The sequence below is a fragment of the Candidatus Nitrosopumilus sediminis genome, assembly GCF_000299395.1.
GTDB lineage: Archaea > Thermoproteota > Nitrososphaeria > Nitrososphaerales > Nitrosopumilaceae > Nitrosopumilus > Nitrosopumilus sediminis.
In genome coordinates, this window is sequence record NC_018656.1 from 384,821 (window position 1) to 399,960 (window position 15,140).

Sequence of the window (15,140 nt, forward strand, 5' to 3'; positions counted from 1 at the left end):
TAAAATAACTTCATTACAGACAGATGTCTTTACTTCTAAAAGATCGAGTATATTCAATGGAAGCACCTACTGCAAAACGTGGAGTATATCCATTACATGGATTCAAACTTGGACTTTACAGATTACCAATTAAACTCGAAGAAGTTGCTGAGATAAAATCTGTTCATGATGGTCTCAAAAAAGCATTTGAAATGGATATGTATGCTGATAGAATTTTTGCAACATATCGTTGGAAAGAACAAAACATGAATGATCCTGATGCTAAGGGATATGAAGAAGTTGACTTGTCAGTTACAGTTGAAATTGTAACAGGAGAAGTTGTAGATATAATTTATCAAATTTTCCCAATTGAAAAGTTTGGTGATACAAACTGGGTTAAAGATTATAGAAAAAAAGCAGACCATTTTGCAAAAATGGTAATTGATACAATTTTGCGAAATACTATTTTGGCTGATAAACTGATTTCTTATTTTGCTAAAACTGAAAAAATATCTGAAGTTGCTGCTATTCAAAAACTAGAAGAATTAACTCCTCTTGCAAAAATTGTTCTTGGTGCAAAGCCAAAACCAGTTGAGGCAACAGAAGATGAAGAAGAAGAGGATGACAGTGCAATTGAAATTCCAGATGGTGCAAAACCTGGACCAATTGATGTTGATTTCAAGTCAAAAATGAAACCAACTGCACCATATGAAGCTCCTGAACACACAATCAAGACTTGGGGTAGACGAGGAACAAGTAATGGAATCATGGGAGTTTGGGGAGAATTTGTTTCAGTAGATTATGATATTTGTATTGCAGATGGTGGATGTATAGAAGCATGTCCAGTAGGGGTTTACGAATGGTTTGATACTCCTGGAAACCCTGGATCTGACAAGAAACCCTTGATGTCAAAAGAACCTGATTGTATATTCTGTCTTGCATGTGAAGGTGTTTGTCCTCCACAAGCAATCAAGATCTTTGAACAAAAATAGTCTAAATCCTTTACAAGTATAAATAGCGATTCGTAATTATCTCAAATTAGGGATATGGCGTTAAACCCTTTTACTACATTTGTATTTGATCTGTTTATTATTTCAGCGATAATAATTACTGCATATACTGTAAATTTCTATTATCTTGCATTCCTTTCACGAAAAAGAAAAGACGTTCCTACAACTATTGATTGGGGAACTCCTTCAGTAACAATTCAATTGCCAATTTATAATGAAAAGTATGTTGCAAAGAGACTAGTAGATTCAGTTTGCAATTTGGATTACCCTAAAGATAAAATGAGAATAATGGTATGTGATGACTCTGATGATGATACTGTTGAATTACTTCAAGATGTCGTTGATGATTATAAAAAACAAGGATTTCAAATTGAACATGTAAGACGTGGAACAAGAAAAGGGTACAAAGCAGGTGCATTAAAACATGCGATGAAAACAACTGATACTGATCTTGTTGCAATTTTTGATGCTGATTTTATTCCTCCTACTTGGTTTCTTAAACGAGCAATCCCCCATTTTTCTAAACCAAACATAGGATTAGTTCAGTGTAGATGGGGGCATGTAAACGAAAATTATTCTACCATTACTCAAGTACAGGCCCTGAGTCTTGATTTTCATTTTCTTGTAGAACAAAAAGCAAAAAGTAATTCACATTTATTTATGAATTTCAATGGTACTGCTGGAATTTGGAGACGCAGTTGCATTGAAAATGCTGGAGGTTGGCATACCTCTACTCTTGTTGAAGATCTTGATTTGAGTTATAGAGCACAAATGAAAGGATGGAAGTGTGTGTTTTTACCTGATATTGTAGTTGATGCAGAACTACCTGCTCAAATGAATGCTGCTAAAAGACAACAGTTTCGTTGGGCAAAAGGTTCAATACAATGTGCCGTAAAACTACTCACCGACGTTGCTCTGAAACGTAAAGTTGCAGTTGAAGCAAAAATTCAAGCCTTTATTCAATTGACAAGACATATTGTTTTTCCTCTAATGCTGATACAATTTTTAGCATTACCTATTTTGTTAGCTGGCCAAATCAATCTTTATGTGGTAAGCTTTCTTCCTGCACTAACAATTGCTACATATCTTGCAATGGGTCCTGGTGCATACGTTGTAATTATACAAGGCATGTATAACAAATCCTGGAAATCAAAAGCAAAATTGCTTCCGGCATTACTAGTATATAATGCTGGAATGTCTGTTAACAACACTGTTGCAGTTTTCGATGCAGTACTAGGAAAGAAAAATGAGTTTCTTAGAACTCCAAAATACGGAATCATTACAAAAGATGATGACTGGAGAAACAAGGCATACAATTTACCTTTCACACAAACTACTCTATTGGAAATATTTTTTGGTGTATATGGAATAATGGGAATTTTCATCTCAATATTTTCAAACAATCCTGTGTTTGTCCCAATTATACTTCTACAAACTCTTGGCTTTTTTTACATTGCTTACATGAGTCTGTCTCATACTAGATTCAAGAAAAACAAATTTTCTCTTGATAAACCTCTTACAAATAAGGAAAAAAGAGCTAAGACAATTTACCGATTTGCAATGATTGGGATTCTTGGGATAATTGTTTTTGGCGGATCACTGGCAATTTCTGGTTATAACACTGACATTTACCCCCTAGATAGAATTCGAGGAAATCTTGATGGAGTTATGGCTTCTTCTGATCCTGATGTAATTCGTGATCATTTGGTTGCAATTCAATCTGATTTAGATTTGTTGATGGTAAATCTACCTGAAACAACTGATGAAAGTGGTAAAATCATTGCCAAAAACCCTGTTTGGATATTTGGCACCGAATCCACCAACTTTATTCGAATTCAAAACAATATAGATACAATGTTTGCCGGCCTTGATGAAGTATCTTTAATTTCTAAAGATAACCCTGCATATCATACAGGAATGATGGATGTTCATGACAGGGCGTCATTGCTTCAAATCAACATAATGGATGCCACTCCATACATGTATGTCAGTCCTGCAAACATGATGTTTAGTGCTATTTGGATTGCATCAATTGTTGGAATATTTGCTATGCTAAAAAGAAAGAAGGATCAACTCAAAAAAGTTGATTTAACAAATGAGATCCTTTCAAAGACAAACTAGTTCTCAGAAATTCCACTGAATTTTTATGTGTCTGAGCAGTAACTTATCTAATGCCTGAATTTGGTACAATTGCAATGGTGGTGTTTGCAATTGCAATCGTGGGAATCATAGCAGTAACTGCAAAATCACGACTAACTTCAAATAATACAACTTTGGATATTGGTGGTAAAACAACAATGTCTGACACTCTTTACAAACTAGCAATGATTGGGATTCTTGGGATAATTGTTTTTGGCGCATACATGGCAATTTCTGGTTATAACACTGACATTTACCCCTTAGATAGAATTCGAGGAAATCTTGATGGGATTGTGTCATCTTCTGATCCTGATGTAATTCGTGATCATTTGGTTGCAATTCAATCTGATTTAGATTTAGTGATGATGAATATTCCTGAAACAACTGATGAAAGTGGTAAAATCATTGCCAAAAACCCTGTTTGGATATTTGGCACCGAATCAACCAACTTTATTCGAATTCAAAACAATATAGATACAATGTTTGCCGGCCTTGATGAAATATCTTCTCTCTCAAAAGACAATTCTGCATATCATACAGGAATGTTAGACATTAACGATAGAGCACTATTATTAAAAACCAACATAATGGATGCCACTCCATACATGTATGTCAGTCCTGCAAACATGATGTTTAGTGCTATTTGGATTGCAGCAATAATTGGAATTATTGCTATCTTAAAAAGAAAGAAAGTTTTAACATGTCTCTTCCAATTGCATTTGTCAAAATTGAATATACGTCACTAAATCTTACTTCCCATTTATCTGCACAATCTAAAATTTTACTTACTGCCCACTGTCTGACTTCGTGTGGTAATGGAATTTTTTCTCCAGATTCGATTGAAACTCTATCAAACAAGTTTACAATGTCTGCAGTTTGTGATGCCATATTTTCTATATCCTTTGCAACCCCATATTTTGATTCAGCATTCATTCTGATGTTTGATTGATACTCTGATAGTTTCAACAATGCCATCATCTCTTTTGATGAATCGCTAGATGCCTTACTTGTGACCTCTTTGACTGATTGTAGTTCTTCAAAGAGTTTCTCGGATTTCTTGTGAAATTCAATTGTAGATTCGTCTTGTCTTTTTAGAGTATCTGAAACTGATGAGATTTTTTGTTCAATGCTATTTGTCTTATCAAATACATTCTGTTTGAAATTGGAAAATTCTTCCTGGACTGATTTTAGTCCTTCTCCAACAAATGCTGTTGAATCTGCTCTTTGTGATAATGAACTGATTTCAGTCTCGATTTTATCAATTTTACCTCCTAAATCTTTGATGGACTCTAGGCTCAAATTGTCCAAAGAATTTGCTTTTGATGCTACGGTATCAAATTGTTGTTTAAGACCGTCAATTACCCCTCCAAGAGAATCAATCTTTGATGCTTTAGCTGATATGGCATCAATTGTAACTTTGATTGCATCTAATTCAGCATTAAGATTTGCACTAGATGATATTCCTTCAGAAATTCTTCCGAATTCTTGTTTGAGGCTATCAATAATTTGTGAACCTGTATCTAATTTTGCAGTCTTTCCTGATATTTCCTCTATAGTATTTTTCAAACTATCCATTTCCGAACCAATTTCTAAAAATGAATCTGTCTTTCCAGAAACTTTTCTTAAATCTTCCCTTACTTCGTCAATTCTTTGAGCAATTTTAATAATCATTTGAGAATTGTTTTTAATCGAATTCATACTTTCCTCTACTTGTTGTGATAGCTCTTGAGATTTTGATGATTTTTGTAATTCTGAAATTCTACTGATCTCTTGTTCAAGTTTTGCTGTTTGATCATTGATCTTGCTTACAAGATTTGATTGTGTTCTTACTTGATTTAATCCCGCGTATAGTTTTTGAGTATCATCTTCTATAATGTTGATTTGTTTTGATTGCTTTTGAATATGTTCTAGTGTTGAGGTTAATGTGTCGATCATCCCCTTCATTGAAACTAACACTTTCTGATTTTCCCCAAAGATTTTTGTCATGACTTTGATCTCTTTCTGTAATGCTTTGTTAGAATCTGAAACTGATGCTACTTTTTTTAGTAAGACTGATGGACTGGGCTCTTTTTTAGTAGTTTTTTTTGTCTTAGATGTACTTACCTTCGTACTTTTAGCAACCATGTAAATTCCATTAAAAATTTAGAAATAAAAAAGTTGGGTGTAAAATAAAAAATGTAAAGAGTTACTTGTTTACAACTTCTGGTTCATGAAGTAATTCATGAAATGTCTTTTCAGCCAAACCATTTGCTGTTTCAATAAACCCTCGTGGGCAATATTCACATTGAATCATATAGTACGGTATGGTACCGTACTATTAATAGTGAGGTGATTACAAAGTAACCAATTATGCAGTCAGATACCCCAGGTCATATCTCTTCATTTAATTCAGATGACCTACTCATCACTCTGCATATCGTTTATCATATTTGGGCATAAAGAGGTTATAGATTTTGAATAGTTGTGAGCCTAAGATTTCTCAAGAAATATTTTCAAATTTACAATCCGCAATCATTTTTAAACAAATTTGTTGACAAATAACATGCAAAACATTCCACTTCAAATTGATTCAAGTGGAATTCAACATTCTCTAAACAACACAGTGTCTAGTTTAATTGAGCAAATTACTCCTGAACTACCTCATACAACTTTTGTCACTGATTTAGCATTCATTATGATTATTGGTGCTGTTGTAACTCTTGCTTTCTTTAAAATTAAACAACCTCTAATCATAGGATATCTTTTTGCTGGAATGCTACTTGGACCTCTTTCTCCATTTTGGTCTTGGGTTTTACCTGCAGGTGGACCTTCAACAGATGTTATAGGAGGCGTTGGAATTCTGTCCGATATTTCAGCATTGAATTTGTTTGCAGAAATTGGCGTAATCTTGCTTCTTTTTGTAATTGGCATTGAATTTCCTTATGCAAAAATCAAGAGTATTGGCAGAGTAGCTATTGGAGTTGGGACTATAGGATTATTTTCAACGCTTGGTGTTTTGTTTTATGCTGCTAGTGCACTTGGATTGGAATTCATGGATGCATTGTTTATTGCAGCAGCATTGTCTATATCCAGTACTGCAATTATTGTAAAACTTTTAGAAGAGATGGGAAAAATCAAAAAAGAATCATCAATTTTGGTTCTTGGTATTTTGATTGTAGAGGACGTCATAGCAGTTATTCTAATTTCCTCATTGCAGTCAATTGCTCTAGTTGGCTCTGTCTCCATTGAGTCTGTAGTAGTAGTTGTGATGGTTGCAACTGGCCTAATTGTAGGTACTTTTACTATTGGAACACGTATAATTCCACCTTTGATTGATAGGGTTGCAGCAGCAGAGCATCGTGAAATCTTACTTCTTAGCGTTCTAGGTGTCTGCTTTGGTTATGCATTATTAGCAAATATTGTGGGGTTATCTGTAGCAATTGGAGCATTTTTGGCAGGTGTTTTGGTTGCAGAATCTAAATCTGCTGAAGTTGCAAAATTACTATCAAGCCCAATCAAAGACATGTTTGTTGCAATATTCTTTATTTCCGTAGGTGCTTTGATGGATGTTTCACAACTTGAAAATTATATTTTTGTAGCTATTGCTTTGATTGCAGTTGCTACTGGAATGAAGTTTGGAGGCAACATGCTTGGAAATCTAATTTTCAGACAAAAACGTGGTAAGGCACTACGTTCAGCATTTACACTGGCTGCTCCTAGAGGAGAATTCTCCATTGTCATCGTCAAAGTTGGAGTAGATATTGGTGCCGTTAGTGCTTTCTTATTCCCGCTAGTTGGTATCATTTCTATAATTACTGCATTCATTTCTCCATTTTTGGTAAAGGCAGGTGATAAAATTATTCCTGCAATAGAGAAGAAAGATGTCTGATGAACTAAAGAGATTTTTGGATCAAATACATCCAGGAATAAGCACTTTTGATTTTGATGGTAAGGAAACCCCTTGCATCTTGATTGAAGAAAAAAAATATGAACTAATACGGGCTAAAATTGAAGGACAACCATTTTCTGTTAACACAGATCTAAATATTTTTCAAGATGGATTAGGAAGTGTTTTTGTTGAAATTGTTTTAACTTTTTCAATAGGTAATATTTCTGAAAAGTTTCTTGTAAATGCAAAGACTGATCTTAAATTTTTTGAAATTCTTGCAGACATATCCATGCTGGTATTATCTTCTCCAAAATCTCGTTATGGGAAAGACAATGTTGTGGCAATTCAATTACCTCGTCCAGAAAAAGCTCAAGATGCTCTTGAAATAATTAAAGATGCATTAGTTCCAAAGAATCAATGAAAAGTGGTGCAGTTACCGGGATTTGAACCCGGGTCACGTACTTGGCAAGCACGAGTACTAACCAGACTGTACTATAACTGCAACAACCCACAAGGCTGAATTTGGATATTAAACTGTTTTTAACTATTTCAACCAAGATGTATTGTGGATGAAACTCTTCTAAAGAAAATAGAGCAAAAAATTCAGGATTCTATTTCAAACAAGGATGAAATTAAACAACTGATCAAATCATTATCTTCCATTGATGGTTCCGAATCATTTGCTATGGGTATTATTGTGGGTCGACTCTATAACACATTTTATTATCAGTCCAAAAGAATCCTTAATAGAGATCCTTCGCCAAAAGAATTTGAAGAATTTTTAGAATTTGTAAAAAACAAGAAATCTGATTTTAAAAATTTATGGTGATAATTTATTCCATTCAACTACTTTGATTAGTGGTGTTCCTGGAAGTTTTACACATGAGCCGTGAAGTGCTTTTTTTGCTGCTTCTAAATGTGCTTCACCGTTAACATATAGTTCCATGATGCATTGACCTTGTTTTACTCTTGCACCTAAACTGACTGCTTTACCCCACGATCTTCTCATTCCTTCTGAAACCCTATCTGCACCTGCAGTTGCAATCTGTTTGTTCTCTCTAAGAAGATTATGTGGATAAATTCTGAGTCTTGAATAATAACCGGATTCACCAGTTGTTTTTTCTAGAGTTTTGTTTGCTGCTAATCTTGTGGATTCGATAGCCATATGTCTAATTTGGATTTTCTCATTTAGTAATAGTTGAACACAATATTGGTATGTGCCTCTTTTACCACCTTGAAATTTTGCAATTTTTATTTGTGGCTTACCTTTGATGTACTCTTTTCTTGTAAAGACTTGTCCCGCCCCATCTCTGTAATTAGCACCATGCATGATACACTCAAGCCAAAATGCCCATATTTTAACGGTTAGCAGGATGCTGCTCATATTCTCCAATGCTTATATGGAAATCCATTGATTTTCACTTCATAATGGAAGATGCCCCATTAGTAAAAGGAGAATTAATTTCAGATCAAACATGCATCTCTGATAAGAACATGATCCATGAATTAGGCTTGAAGGGATTTGGAGAAATTGAAAATGAAAAATTATTCCTCAAATCATTTGAAACTCTTTATCTGTTATATACAAAAAGACTGATTTTAAAGAAAAACAAAAAGCAAATTGATTTTGATTTTTTTATGAACCTATGCCAAATTGATGATTCTGAAATTCTCACCAAGTTTTTGATATATCGAGATTTACGAAATCGCGGGTATGTTGTAAAGGACGGATTTGGGTTTGGTTCTGATTTTAGAGTTTATGAGCGAGGTCACTATGGTGAAAAAGGAGCAAAATTTCTCATCTTTGGTCTCAATGAAGGTCAACAAGAAAAAATGGGTACTTTACAAAAAAAAGTTGAAGAGATTTCTCAAATGGGAAAAGAACCAATCATTGCAGTAATAGAGCGAAGAGGCGAAGTGATTTATTATAAAATTAATAAAATGAATTTTTACGAAAATAAATCTAGATTAGAAGAATCGTTTCAACTTTAATCTTGTAAAATCCAATTTGATGAATATTTTAAAAGACTATTTTCTTCTGCGTCCATGAAATCATACACTTCCACATATTTTGTTTTGTTTTCCCAAAGATCTTCAAAATCTTTCATCTTTCTTTCAACTCTTGATTTATCATTCCATGATGTAAAAACATCAACTGATTCAAAATCTCTGGTTTGAGTAGAAAATGATTCTCTGGACGTTCCAGTAAATGCAACTATTTGATCATATTCGTCTCTGAATATGCCGATTCTTTCTGAGAAAGAATTTGCAACTTGCTCTGAATTTGGAATGGCAATCTTCAGCTCTATCTGACCATTATCTACAATGTCTTGGAGTTTTTGAATTTTTGTATCTCTGATGAGTTTTCCTTCAAATGACTTTGTAAATTTTTCAGAAAAGAGTTTTGTAAATAGGGTTAGGTCTCTGGTTCTAAATCTGTGACCTGTGATCATTCTCAACTTTGCTTTACCTCCAGAAAAATTCTCAAATGCCATGGAAATTGTGGCTAAACTCTCAATGGATAACAAATCCACACATCTGTCATATTCTATACAATTGCTAAGACAAGGAAAGAAAAATTCTGTAACAATGTCATCTCTGTCTGAACGATATTCTTCTTTTAATTCAATTTCTCTAAGACTCAATGGTAACCCGCTGTGATTTTGATATTTAAAGAAATAATTTATCTCTTCAAAGATTCTGATTTGGTATGGAGTTTTGTTCGCTCTTGATTCTTGAATGCTTTAAGATCCAAATCCAATTCATCCAAAAATCTTTTCCTAATTGGTTAAAATCTATACTCGCATCGAATACCTTCATCTTTTCATTTCACAAATGATCCATGGCCTGAAATCATAATTCCTTTTGAAGATCACATTTCATTGATTTCTATCTTGTTTCCTAACAAATTCTTGCTAAATGACAGTCCTGATTGCTCAAAACCAAGACCTTTGTAGAACTTGTGAGATTCTTTTCTCTGATTACCTGATTCTAGACGTATTCTGTAGCAATTTTCTTCCTTGCCTATGCTAATGCACTTTGCGATTAATTTTTTACCTACTCCTGTAAACCGATGCTTCTTTTTTACAATTAGTTCTGGAACATACATCTCAAATTTTGCATGATTTAATCTTCTAAGAAATATAATGCTTACAAGTCCTACGATCTCTGAATCTATCTCTGCAACCAGAATTAGTTTTGTTGGGTCTGAAAAATAATCTTTGATTTTGTTTTTGAATACTATGATCTCCTTTTTATCAATTGGCTCTGGTCTGCCAAGCTCATAGAGAAGTTCTAAAATTGACGGAATATCTTTCTCTGTTGCGTTTCTAATAATCAATATCTTATATTATTATCTTTGAAATTTTTAAATTACTCGCTTTCTTGAAATCTTAGGTTTTGACATTTCATATATGCTGGCGTGGTATTGAACTAGAGATATAATGCTCCCATCGGGATTTGAACCCGAGTCTTTGGCTTGAGAAGCCAAAATGCTTAACCGGACTACACTATAGGAGCTTGATAAAAAACAAATCCAATCTTAATTTAAAGGAAATGTTTTGACTTTGCATGAATTTGTAAAACTTTGTGAGTTGATTCCTTTATAGAAAAATCATCGCTATCTTTCTCATGGACATCCCAAAATTCATTGATGAACATGGATTATCTGAATATCCTGTAGGACTTGGGGGATGCAGAATCTCTGATCTGTCTTTTGATTCTTGTGATTATGATATCTTTGTTTTTGATGAGAAATCAGAATCAGATCAAATTATCAAATATTCTGGAGACTTTGTGACTTTACACCATGCATCTCTGTCTGAAACTCAGTCCGATAAACTACTCCAATATGATCAAATGAAAATCATTCATGATGAATCTTGGGAACTGAGAATGATGCTTGCTAAAATTCGTAAAAAACATGTCTCTTTATTTTCTGATTTTGCAAAAAACTGTCTCATAGAATCCCAATTCTGCTGTCAAAAAACTAAAGAATCCATCGAATCATCTGATGTGTTTGCAGCATGCTGGCAAAAGTGTGCATCTTACTATCTGGCTAATGCAATTTCTGCAATCAATTGCCAACGTTCAAGCCCGTCTCATATGTTAGACTCGCTTCGAAAATTAGGAAAAAATGCTGTCAATGAACATATCTCTGTTGTAACTCAGACAGTTGGGATTGAGCGAGCCACTCCTACATTGCTTGAGCGTATGCTCAAATCGACAATAGGGTTTTCTGATTTTATTGAAAAAAATAATCGCTTTGAGATCATTCGACAAAAACATGATTTTTTTGTGAAAAATTCCATGCTTTCAGATTGTTATTTTTATCTGGGATATGTGAACAAAGAAAACTATGTTAAAATCAAGGATTCCCTAAATCGAGAACAAGACCTTATTCATATTCTCAAAGTCGCATTTGATGTTGAGGTTGATTCTCTTCTCCTTAAACAACAATCAGAACTAGTGCAAAAGTCTTGCAATGAAATCCTTGAGATTCTCACAAGTGCGTAAAATTCTATCTGGATGTACTAACCTTTTAAAATAAGTAAATTTACTAGTTTACCATGGTAGATCAAGCATGTGGATGCGAAGCTGACAGCGGCGATCCAGATTACTCATGTGATTGTGCAATGCAAGGTCATTGCATATGCAGTTCTGATTGCAAATGTAATACAGACGTTTGTAAAGAAGCAACTAAAGATATGTAATTGGATTAGTTCCAATACTAACTTTTTATTTTTTGATTATTCTTCTTCATCCTCAAAGCCCCAAGATTTTACTAATTCTTTTTGGAACTTGTCGGCTTGTTTTTCATCTAGTGCAAATCCACAGTTCTTATGAGTAGGAACTACTGTCATTCCATCTAGTTTGAATTCTACTTCAAACAAGTGTACTTTGGAACATTCGCACATTTCTGGAATTCTTGTATTTGTGCCTCTATATTTGCTTATTTGAATAGATTTTTTCTACTCCTCCCACATTATTCACATATTTGAAAAACGTTTAACTATCCGTTTTGCCAATTTTGTTCAGATTTGAAAGGATCATTATTACTATTTACTGCAATTTCTGCACTGCTTTTCGGTTCATTAGCAGCTCCATCTGCTTTTGCACAGTTTCAATCTGGAGGAGTCTCATCTGATTCAATTCCTGATGGCAGTTCTTGGTATGCTGGTGAAGGTCTCAAACAAGGTGATTTCTTTTCCTATTCAATGTGTCATGTAGATTACAAAGAGTGTACTAATTTTGAAATGGATTTGTGGATCAAAGGTGACAAGCAAGTTGGAAGCGAGACTAAATGGCTAGCTGAAGTTGCAGTTTTTGATGGAAAAAAGACAATTGTTGGTGAGATGGAACTTGGAAAAATTGCACCAGAACCAACTGGCGGTAGTCCTGAATTGGGTCTTTATCGTGGAGCATTCAAATCCTCTATTGTATGGCTATCTGCATTTGCAACGTCTGATGACAGCTCCGGTGGAAAAGGACCAAAAAAATTCTCTGCAACATCTTGGGGAAAAATTGGAAACATTGGTGGTGAACAAGTAGTTCCAATGAAAATTGAAACAATTACTGTTCCTGCTGGAACTTGGGAAACTGTTCAAGTTGGATGGAAAACTGGTGGTGTCACAAGCAAAGTTTGGATTGTAGATGATTTCCCATTTCCGATAAAAGCTAAAACATTCACACACGTCTCAGAAGGAATTCCTCCAACCGAATACGAATTTGCATTATTAGATTACAAAGAAAATGTACAAACATCTCCAATTGCACAATACACATCTTCTGCAGACCAATTTCTAGCTGCTGGATGTGATACTGATTTTGAAAAGGAAGTTAGCGTCAAAAAACCAACCAACAACTTTGATTACCAAATTCATATTTTCTATGGTCCTGAGGATCCCGTCAAGGGATGTGAAATGCAATGGCTAATCAAATTTATCAGTAAATACGATGACACTGAATTTTTGAATCAAGTTCAATTCGATTTCCTAGTAGTTGACAATAATTTGAAACCTCTTAGATCAATTGCACAAGAAGAGGGTAGAAACTATCTCTATTCTCCATCAGGACAATATATCCTTGATATGATTGTTAACGAGGAACCTGGTACTGCAAATTATGTGGTTTGGGTTTATGGATTAGCCCGTGAAGGTATTGTCCCAAATATTGCATCTGATTATCTAAAAATCCCTGTCAAGATTTATGCTCCTGATGGTTCTATTCCTGAACCTGTTAAAACACAAGAAATCCCATCATGGATTAAGAACAATGCTGGATGGTGGGCTGATGGCTCAATAGATGACAATTCCTTTGTCCAAGGTATTCAATTCCTAATTAAAGAGGGAATCATGAAGATCCCTCCAACCACTCAAGGCTCTGGTGGAAGTAATGAAATCCCATCATGGATTAAGAACAATGCTGGATGGTGGGCTGATGGCTCAATAGATGACAATTCCTTTGTCCAAGGTATTCAATTCCTAATTAAAGAGGGAATCATAAAAATATCTTCTTAGATTCATCTACATTCAAATTGTGATTATCTGTTAAAAACTCTGAAACATTATGGTTGGTCTTTTCAAACATCCTAAACGACATCTCAAAAAACTACTACGAGATGGAGAGTACGATGAGGCCGTAGCATTTGGAACTAATCTAGAATCTGATTATTCTGATGATCATGATTTTATGTTTATCATGGGCAGTGTATTCTTGATTGTTGATGACTTTAAAAGAGCATTACCTTACTTTCAAAAAGCCTTTGAATTAGATAATGACGACGTAGAAAATTTAACTCTGAAAACTAATGTTCATTTGGCTTTAGAACAAAAGGAAGAAGCAATTGATTGCTGTAGACGTATAATAAAACTTGAACCAAAAAACACAGAGGCCCAATCATTACTTGAAGAACTAGAAAGTCTTTAATTTTTTTAAAATTATTCTTTCTTTTTCATCTCATATGCATTTTCCATTAACCAATTACAAAATGCTGTTACTTTCTCATTGAATTCAGTCCATATGTGAACTGAATGCGGTAAGATATCAATTTTCCAATCATCTGTGAATACTCTTACTCCTTCTTTATTCTCATACATGTAGGCATCTTCTGTTTTAACATCTCCTAACATTTCTAATGCTTTTTGTTTGATAATTTCTCTTTTTATGGGAAATCTCTTTCTGTCATAGTCTATAATTAAACTCAAATCCCTTTTCCCATACATCTCAAATTCTTCTATCTTGCCTTGTTTTGGAAAATTTACAATTAATTTGATATTGTATGTTTTTCCAACTTCTTTTCCGATCTCTACAATCCTTGCATATGCCAATGCTGGATTTTTCTTTAAAAGGAATCTAATTTGTGCTAGATCTTTTTTTAACTCCATTTGCAAGTCTGCAACTAATTCTGAAAATATCATAATTACCCTTTGAAAAATTCCTATTATAATCATTAATTCTAGTCAGGATTGGTTTTTTTAGAACTTCATCTAGTTTAGAATATGGCAATGCCTATGGATTTTGATGGTCTGAGAACCGATGATGCTTCACTGAGAACTGATAATGTTGATGACTACAAGCGAACATGCATTGATTTTATCGAAGATATCTCTCATGATTATGAAGCCTGGGTTGATTATTACAAATTACCCGAAGATGAAGATAAACGAAGACGTGCTGGTATTCGTGCTACCATTGCTAGAACAAATGAATGGATTGCAAAAGTTGCTCAATCAATCAAAGCAGTAGATGTTGTGATGAATGATGGAATCCAAAAGATGGCAGAATCCACAGCTGGTAAGCCATTTAATATTGGGGTATTCATAAATCACAAATCAAGCTATACTGAAACAAAACCTGGAATTATTAATGTTAACGTAAAGGCAACTGGAAGAGATGGAAGAAAAACAAAGCTTGGGTTCCACTTTAAAGATGACAGATTTAGAATTGAATCTACTTGTAACGCATATTTAGATGAGTCTAATTTACCTACTTCAGAATTTGACATGCTTGATCTTAACTTGAAACTTTATGCAGAAAATGCTAAACCTCGTGATGTGATTTCATTTACTGTAACAATCAGTGAAGTTGAAAATGATGTTGAAATTGATAGAAGAGGACACACGACAATAGTTCACTTGGTATAG

The 15,140-nt window shown here is 34.1% G+C and carries 18 protein-coding genes and 2 tRNA genes; 12 read left to right on the forward strand and 8 right to left on the reverse strand.

The features are described from left to right. Positions 1 to 23 precede the first annotated feature (23 nt). Genes NSED_RS02345 through NSED_RS02355 form a run of 3 tightly spaced genes read left to right on the forward strand, consistent with a single transcriptional unit; the run spans position 24 to position 3,874 of the window. Positions 24 to 971, forward strand: a complete 948-nt coding sequence (locus tag NSED_RS02345) for a 4Fe-4S dicluster domain-containing protein (RefSeq protein ID WP_014964641.1) — start codon at positions 24 to 26, stop codon at positions 969 to 971. Between the two features lie 54 nt (positions 972 to 1,025). Further along, complete coding sequence (locus tag NSED_RS02350) at positions 1,026 to 3,110, forward strand: cellulose synthase family protein (protein ID WP_014964642.1); 2,085 nt, start codon at positions 1,026 to 1,028, stop codon at positions 3,108 to 3,110. 50 nt (positions 3,111 to 3,160) lie between these two features. After that, on the forward strand, positions 3,161 to 3,874 hold the full coding sequence (locus NSED_RS02355) for a PEFG-CTERM sorting domain-containing protein (protein ID WP_048103510.1): 714 nt from the start codon (positions 3,161 to 3,163) through the stop codon (positions 3,872 to 3,874). Here NSED_RS02355 and NSED_RS02360 read toward each other — a convergent pair. Next, complete coding sequence (locus NSED_RS02360) at positions 3,801 to 5,252, reverse strand: chemotaxis protein (RefSeq protein WP_014964643.1); 1,452 nt, start codon at positions 5,250 to 5,252, stop codon at positions 3,801 to 3,803. The two genes, NSED_RS02355 and NSED_RS02360, sit on opposite strands and share 74 nt — an antisense overlap. 418 nt (positions 5,253 to 5,670) lie before the next feature. Between NSED_RS02360 and NSED_RS02365 the strand changes: the two genes are divergently transcribed. Next, positions 5,671 to 6,996, forward strand: a complete 1,326-nt coding sequence (locus NSED_RS02365) for a cation:proton antiporter (protein ID WP_014964644.1) — start codon at positions 5,671 to 5,673, stop codon at positions 6,994 to 6,996. After that, positions 6,989 to 7,417 (forward strand): hypothetical protein, encoded by a 429-nt coding sequence (locus NSED_RS02370; protein ID WP_014964645.1) that lies wholly within the window; start codon positions 6,989 to 6,991, stop codon positions 7,415 to 7,417. The genes NSED_RS02365 and NSED_RS02370 overlap by 8 nt, the downstream gene beginning before the upstream one ends. 4 nt (positions 7,418 to 7,421) lie before the next feature. Here NSED_RS02370 and NSED_RS02375 read toward each other — a convergent pair. Continuing rightward, positions 7,422 to 7,498 (reverse strand) — tRNA-Gly (locus tag NSED_RS02375). Positions 7,499 to 7,561: 63 nt separating this feature from the next. Here NSED_RS02375 and NSED_RS02380 point away from each other — a divergent pair. Further along, the gene (locus tag NSED_RS02380) at positions 7,562 to 7,825 is read left to right on the forward strand and encodes a hypothetical protein (protein WP_014964646.1); all 264 of its coding nucleotides are present in this window, start codon (positions 7,562 to 7,564) and stop codon (positions 7,823 to 7,825) included. Here the strand turns inward: NSED_RS02380 and NSED_RS02385 are convergent. Next, a complete protein-coding gene (locus tag NSED_RS02385; RefSeq protein WP_014964647.1) occupies positions 7,817 to 8,326 on the reverse strand; it encodes a 50S ribosomal protein L16 in 510 nt (169 codons plus the stop codon). The genes NSED_RS02380 and NSED_RS02385 overlap by 9 nt on opposite strands. Positions 8,327 to 8,424: 98 nt before the next feature. Here NSED_RS02385 and endA point away from each other — a divergent pair, with 98 nt between their 5' ends. Beyond that, on the forward strand, positions 8,425 to 8,988 hold the full coding sequence (gene endA / locus NSED_RS02390) for a tRNA-intron lyase (protein ID WP_014964648.1): 564 nt from the start codon (positions 8,425 to 8,427) through the stop codon (positions 8,986 to 8,988). Here endA and NSED_RS02395 read toward each other — a convergent pair. The 3 genes from NSED_RS02395 to NSED_RS02405 all read right to left on the reverse strand — a co-directional run bounded on the left by NSED_RS02395 (position 8,985) and on the right by NSED_RS02405 (position 10,515). Further along, on the reverse strand, positions 8,985 to 9,641 hold the full coding sequence (locus NSED_RS02395; protein ID WP_014964649.1) for a phospholipase D-like domain-containing protein: 657 nt from the start codon (positions 9,639 to 9,641) through the stop codon (positions 8,985 to 8,987). The genes endA and NSED_RS02395 overlap by 4 nt on opposite strands. Positions 9,642 to 9,868: 227 nt before the next feature. After that, complete coding sequence (locus NSED_RS02400; protein ID WP_014964650.1) at positions 9,869 to 10,336, reverse strand: GNAT family N-acetyltransferase; 468 nt, start codon at positions 10,334 to 10,336, stop codon at positions 9,869 to 9,871. 104 nt (positions 10,337 to 10,440) lie between these two features. After that, positions 10,441 to 10,515 (reverse strand) — tRNA-Glu (locus NSED_RS02405). Between the two features lie 111 nt (positions 10,516 to 10,626). Here NSED_RS02405 and NSED_RS02410 point away from each other — a divergent pair. Further along, positions 10,627 to 11,511, forward strand: a complete 885-nt coding sequence (locus tag NSED_RS02410; protein WP_014964651.1) for a hypothetical protein — start codon at positions 10,627 to 10,629, stop codon at positions 11,509 to 11,511. 53 nt (positions 11,512 to 11,564) lie between these two features. Beyond that, a complete protein-coding gene (locus NSED_RS10415; protein ID WP_014964652.1) occupies positions 11,565 to 11,708 on the forward strand; it encodes a hypothetical protein in 144 nt (47 codons plus the stop codon). Between the two features lie 36 nt (positions 11,709 to 11,744). Here NSED_RS10415 and NSED_RS10380 read toward each other — a convergent pair whose 3' ends face one another. Further along, entirely contained in the window at positions 11,745 to 11,888 is a 144-nt protein-coding gene (locus tag NSED_RS10380; protein WP_016940077.1) for a hypothetical protein, read from the reverse strand. A gap of 147 nt (positions 11,889 to 12,035) precedes the next feature. Here NSED_RS10380 and NSED_RS02415 point away from each other — a divergent pair, with 147 nt between their 5' ends. Together NSED_RS02415 and NSED_RS02420 are read left to right on the forward strand one after the other, a co-directional pair. Then, positions 12,036 to 13,514, forward strand: coding sequence for a hypothetical protein (locus NSED_RS02415; protein ID WP_014964653.1), 1,479 nt, complete (start codon positions 12,036 to 12,038; stop codon positions 13,512 to 13,514). Positions 13,515 to 13,563: 49 nt separating this feature from the next. Further along, on the forward strand, positions 13,564 to 13,923 hold the full coding sequence (locus NSED_RS02420; RefSeq protein WP_014964654.1) for a tetratricopeptide repeat protein: 360 nt from the start codon (positions 13,564 to 13,566) through the stop codon (positions 13,921 to 13,923). A gap of 11 nt (positions 13,924 to 13,934) precedes the next feature. Here NSED_RS02420 and NSED_RS02425 read toward each other — a convergent pair whose 3' ends face one another. Continuing rightward, positions 13,935 to 14,414 carry a hypothetical protein gene (locus NSED_RS02425; RefSeq protein ID WP_014964655.1) on the reverse strand — a complete coding sequence of 160 codons (480 nt, stop codon included), beginning with the start codon at positions 14,412 to 14,414 and terminating at the stop codon, positions 13,935 to 13,937. Between the two features lie 81 nt (positions 14,415 to 14,495). On the opposite strand from NSED_RS02425, the gene NSED_RS02430 reads away from it, so the two are divergent. Then, positions 14,496 to 15,140, forward strand: coding sequence for a hypothetical protein (locus NSED_RS02430; protein ID WP_014964656.1), 645 nt, complete (start codon positions 14,496 to 14,498; stop codon positions 15,138 to 15,140).

What these genes read in the sequence shown, in the direction of transcription:
- NSED_RS02345 (WP_014964641.1), top strand. Translation starts at nt 24, where the DNA reads ATGTCTTTACTTCTAAAAGATCGAGTATATTCAATGGAAGCACCTACT.
- NSED_RS02350 (WP_014964642.1), top strand. Translation starts at nt 1,026, where the DNA reads ATGGCGTTAAACCCTTTTACTACATTTGTATTTGATCTGTTTATTATT.
- NSED_RS02355 (WP_048103510.1), top strand. Translation starts at nt 3,161, where the DNA reads ATGCCTGAATTTGGTACAATTGCAATGGTGGTGTTTGCAATTGCAATC.
- NSED_RS02360 (WP_014964643.1), bottom strand. Translation starts at nt 5,252, where the DNA reads ATGGTTGCTAAAAGTACGAAGGTAAGTACATCTAAGACAAAAAAAACT.
- NSED_RS02365 (WP_014964644.1), top strand. Translation starts at nt 5,671, where the DNA reads ATGCAAAACATTCCACTTCAAATTGATTCAAGTGGAATTCAACATTCT.
- NSED_RS02370 (WP_014964645.1), top strand. Translation starts at nt 6,989, where the DNA reads ATGTCTGATGAACTAAAGAGATTTTTGGATCAAATACATCCAGGAATA.
- NSED_RS02385 (WP_014964647.1), bottom strand. Translation starts at nt 8,326, where the DNA reads ATGCATGGTGCTAATTACAGAGATGGGGCGGGACAAGTCTTTACAAGA.
- endA (WP_014964648.1), top strand. Translation starts at nt 8,425, where the DNA reads ATGGAAGATGCCCCATTAGTAAAAGGAGAATTAATTTCAGATCAAACA.
- NSED_RS02410 (WP_014964651.1), top strand. Translation starts at nt 10,627, where the DNA reads ATGGACATCCCAAAATTCATTGATGAACATGGATTATCTGAATATCCT.
- NSED_RS10415 (WP_014964652.1), top strand. Translation starts at nt 11,565, where the DNA reads ATGGTAGATCAAGCATGTGGATGCGAAGCTGACAGCGGCGATCCAGAT.
- NSED_RS02420 (WP_014964654.1), top strand. Translation starts at nt 13,564, where the DNA reads ATGGTTGGTCTTTTCAAACATCCTAAACGACATCTCAAAAAACTACTA.
- NSED_RS02425 (WP_014964655.1), bottom strand. Translation starts at nt 14,414, where the DNA reads ATGATATTTTCAGAATTAGTTGCAGACTTGCAAATGGAGTTAAAAAAA.
- NSED_RS02430 (WP_014964656.1), top strand. Translation starts at nt 14,496, where the DNA reads ATGGCAATGCCTATGGATTTTGATGGTCTGAGAACCGATGATGCTTCA.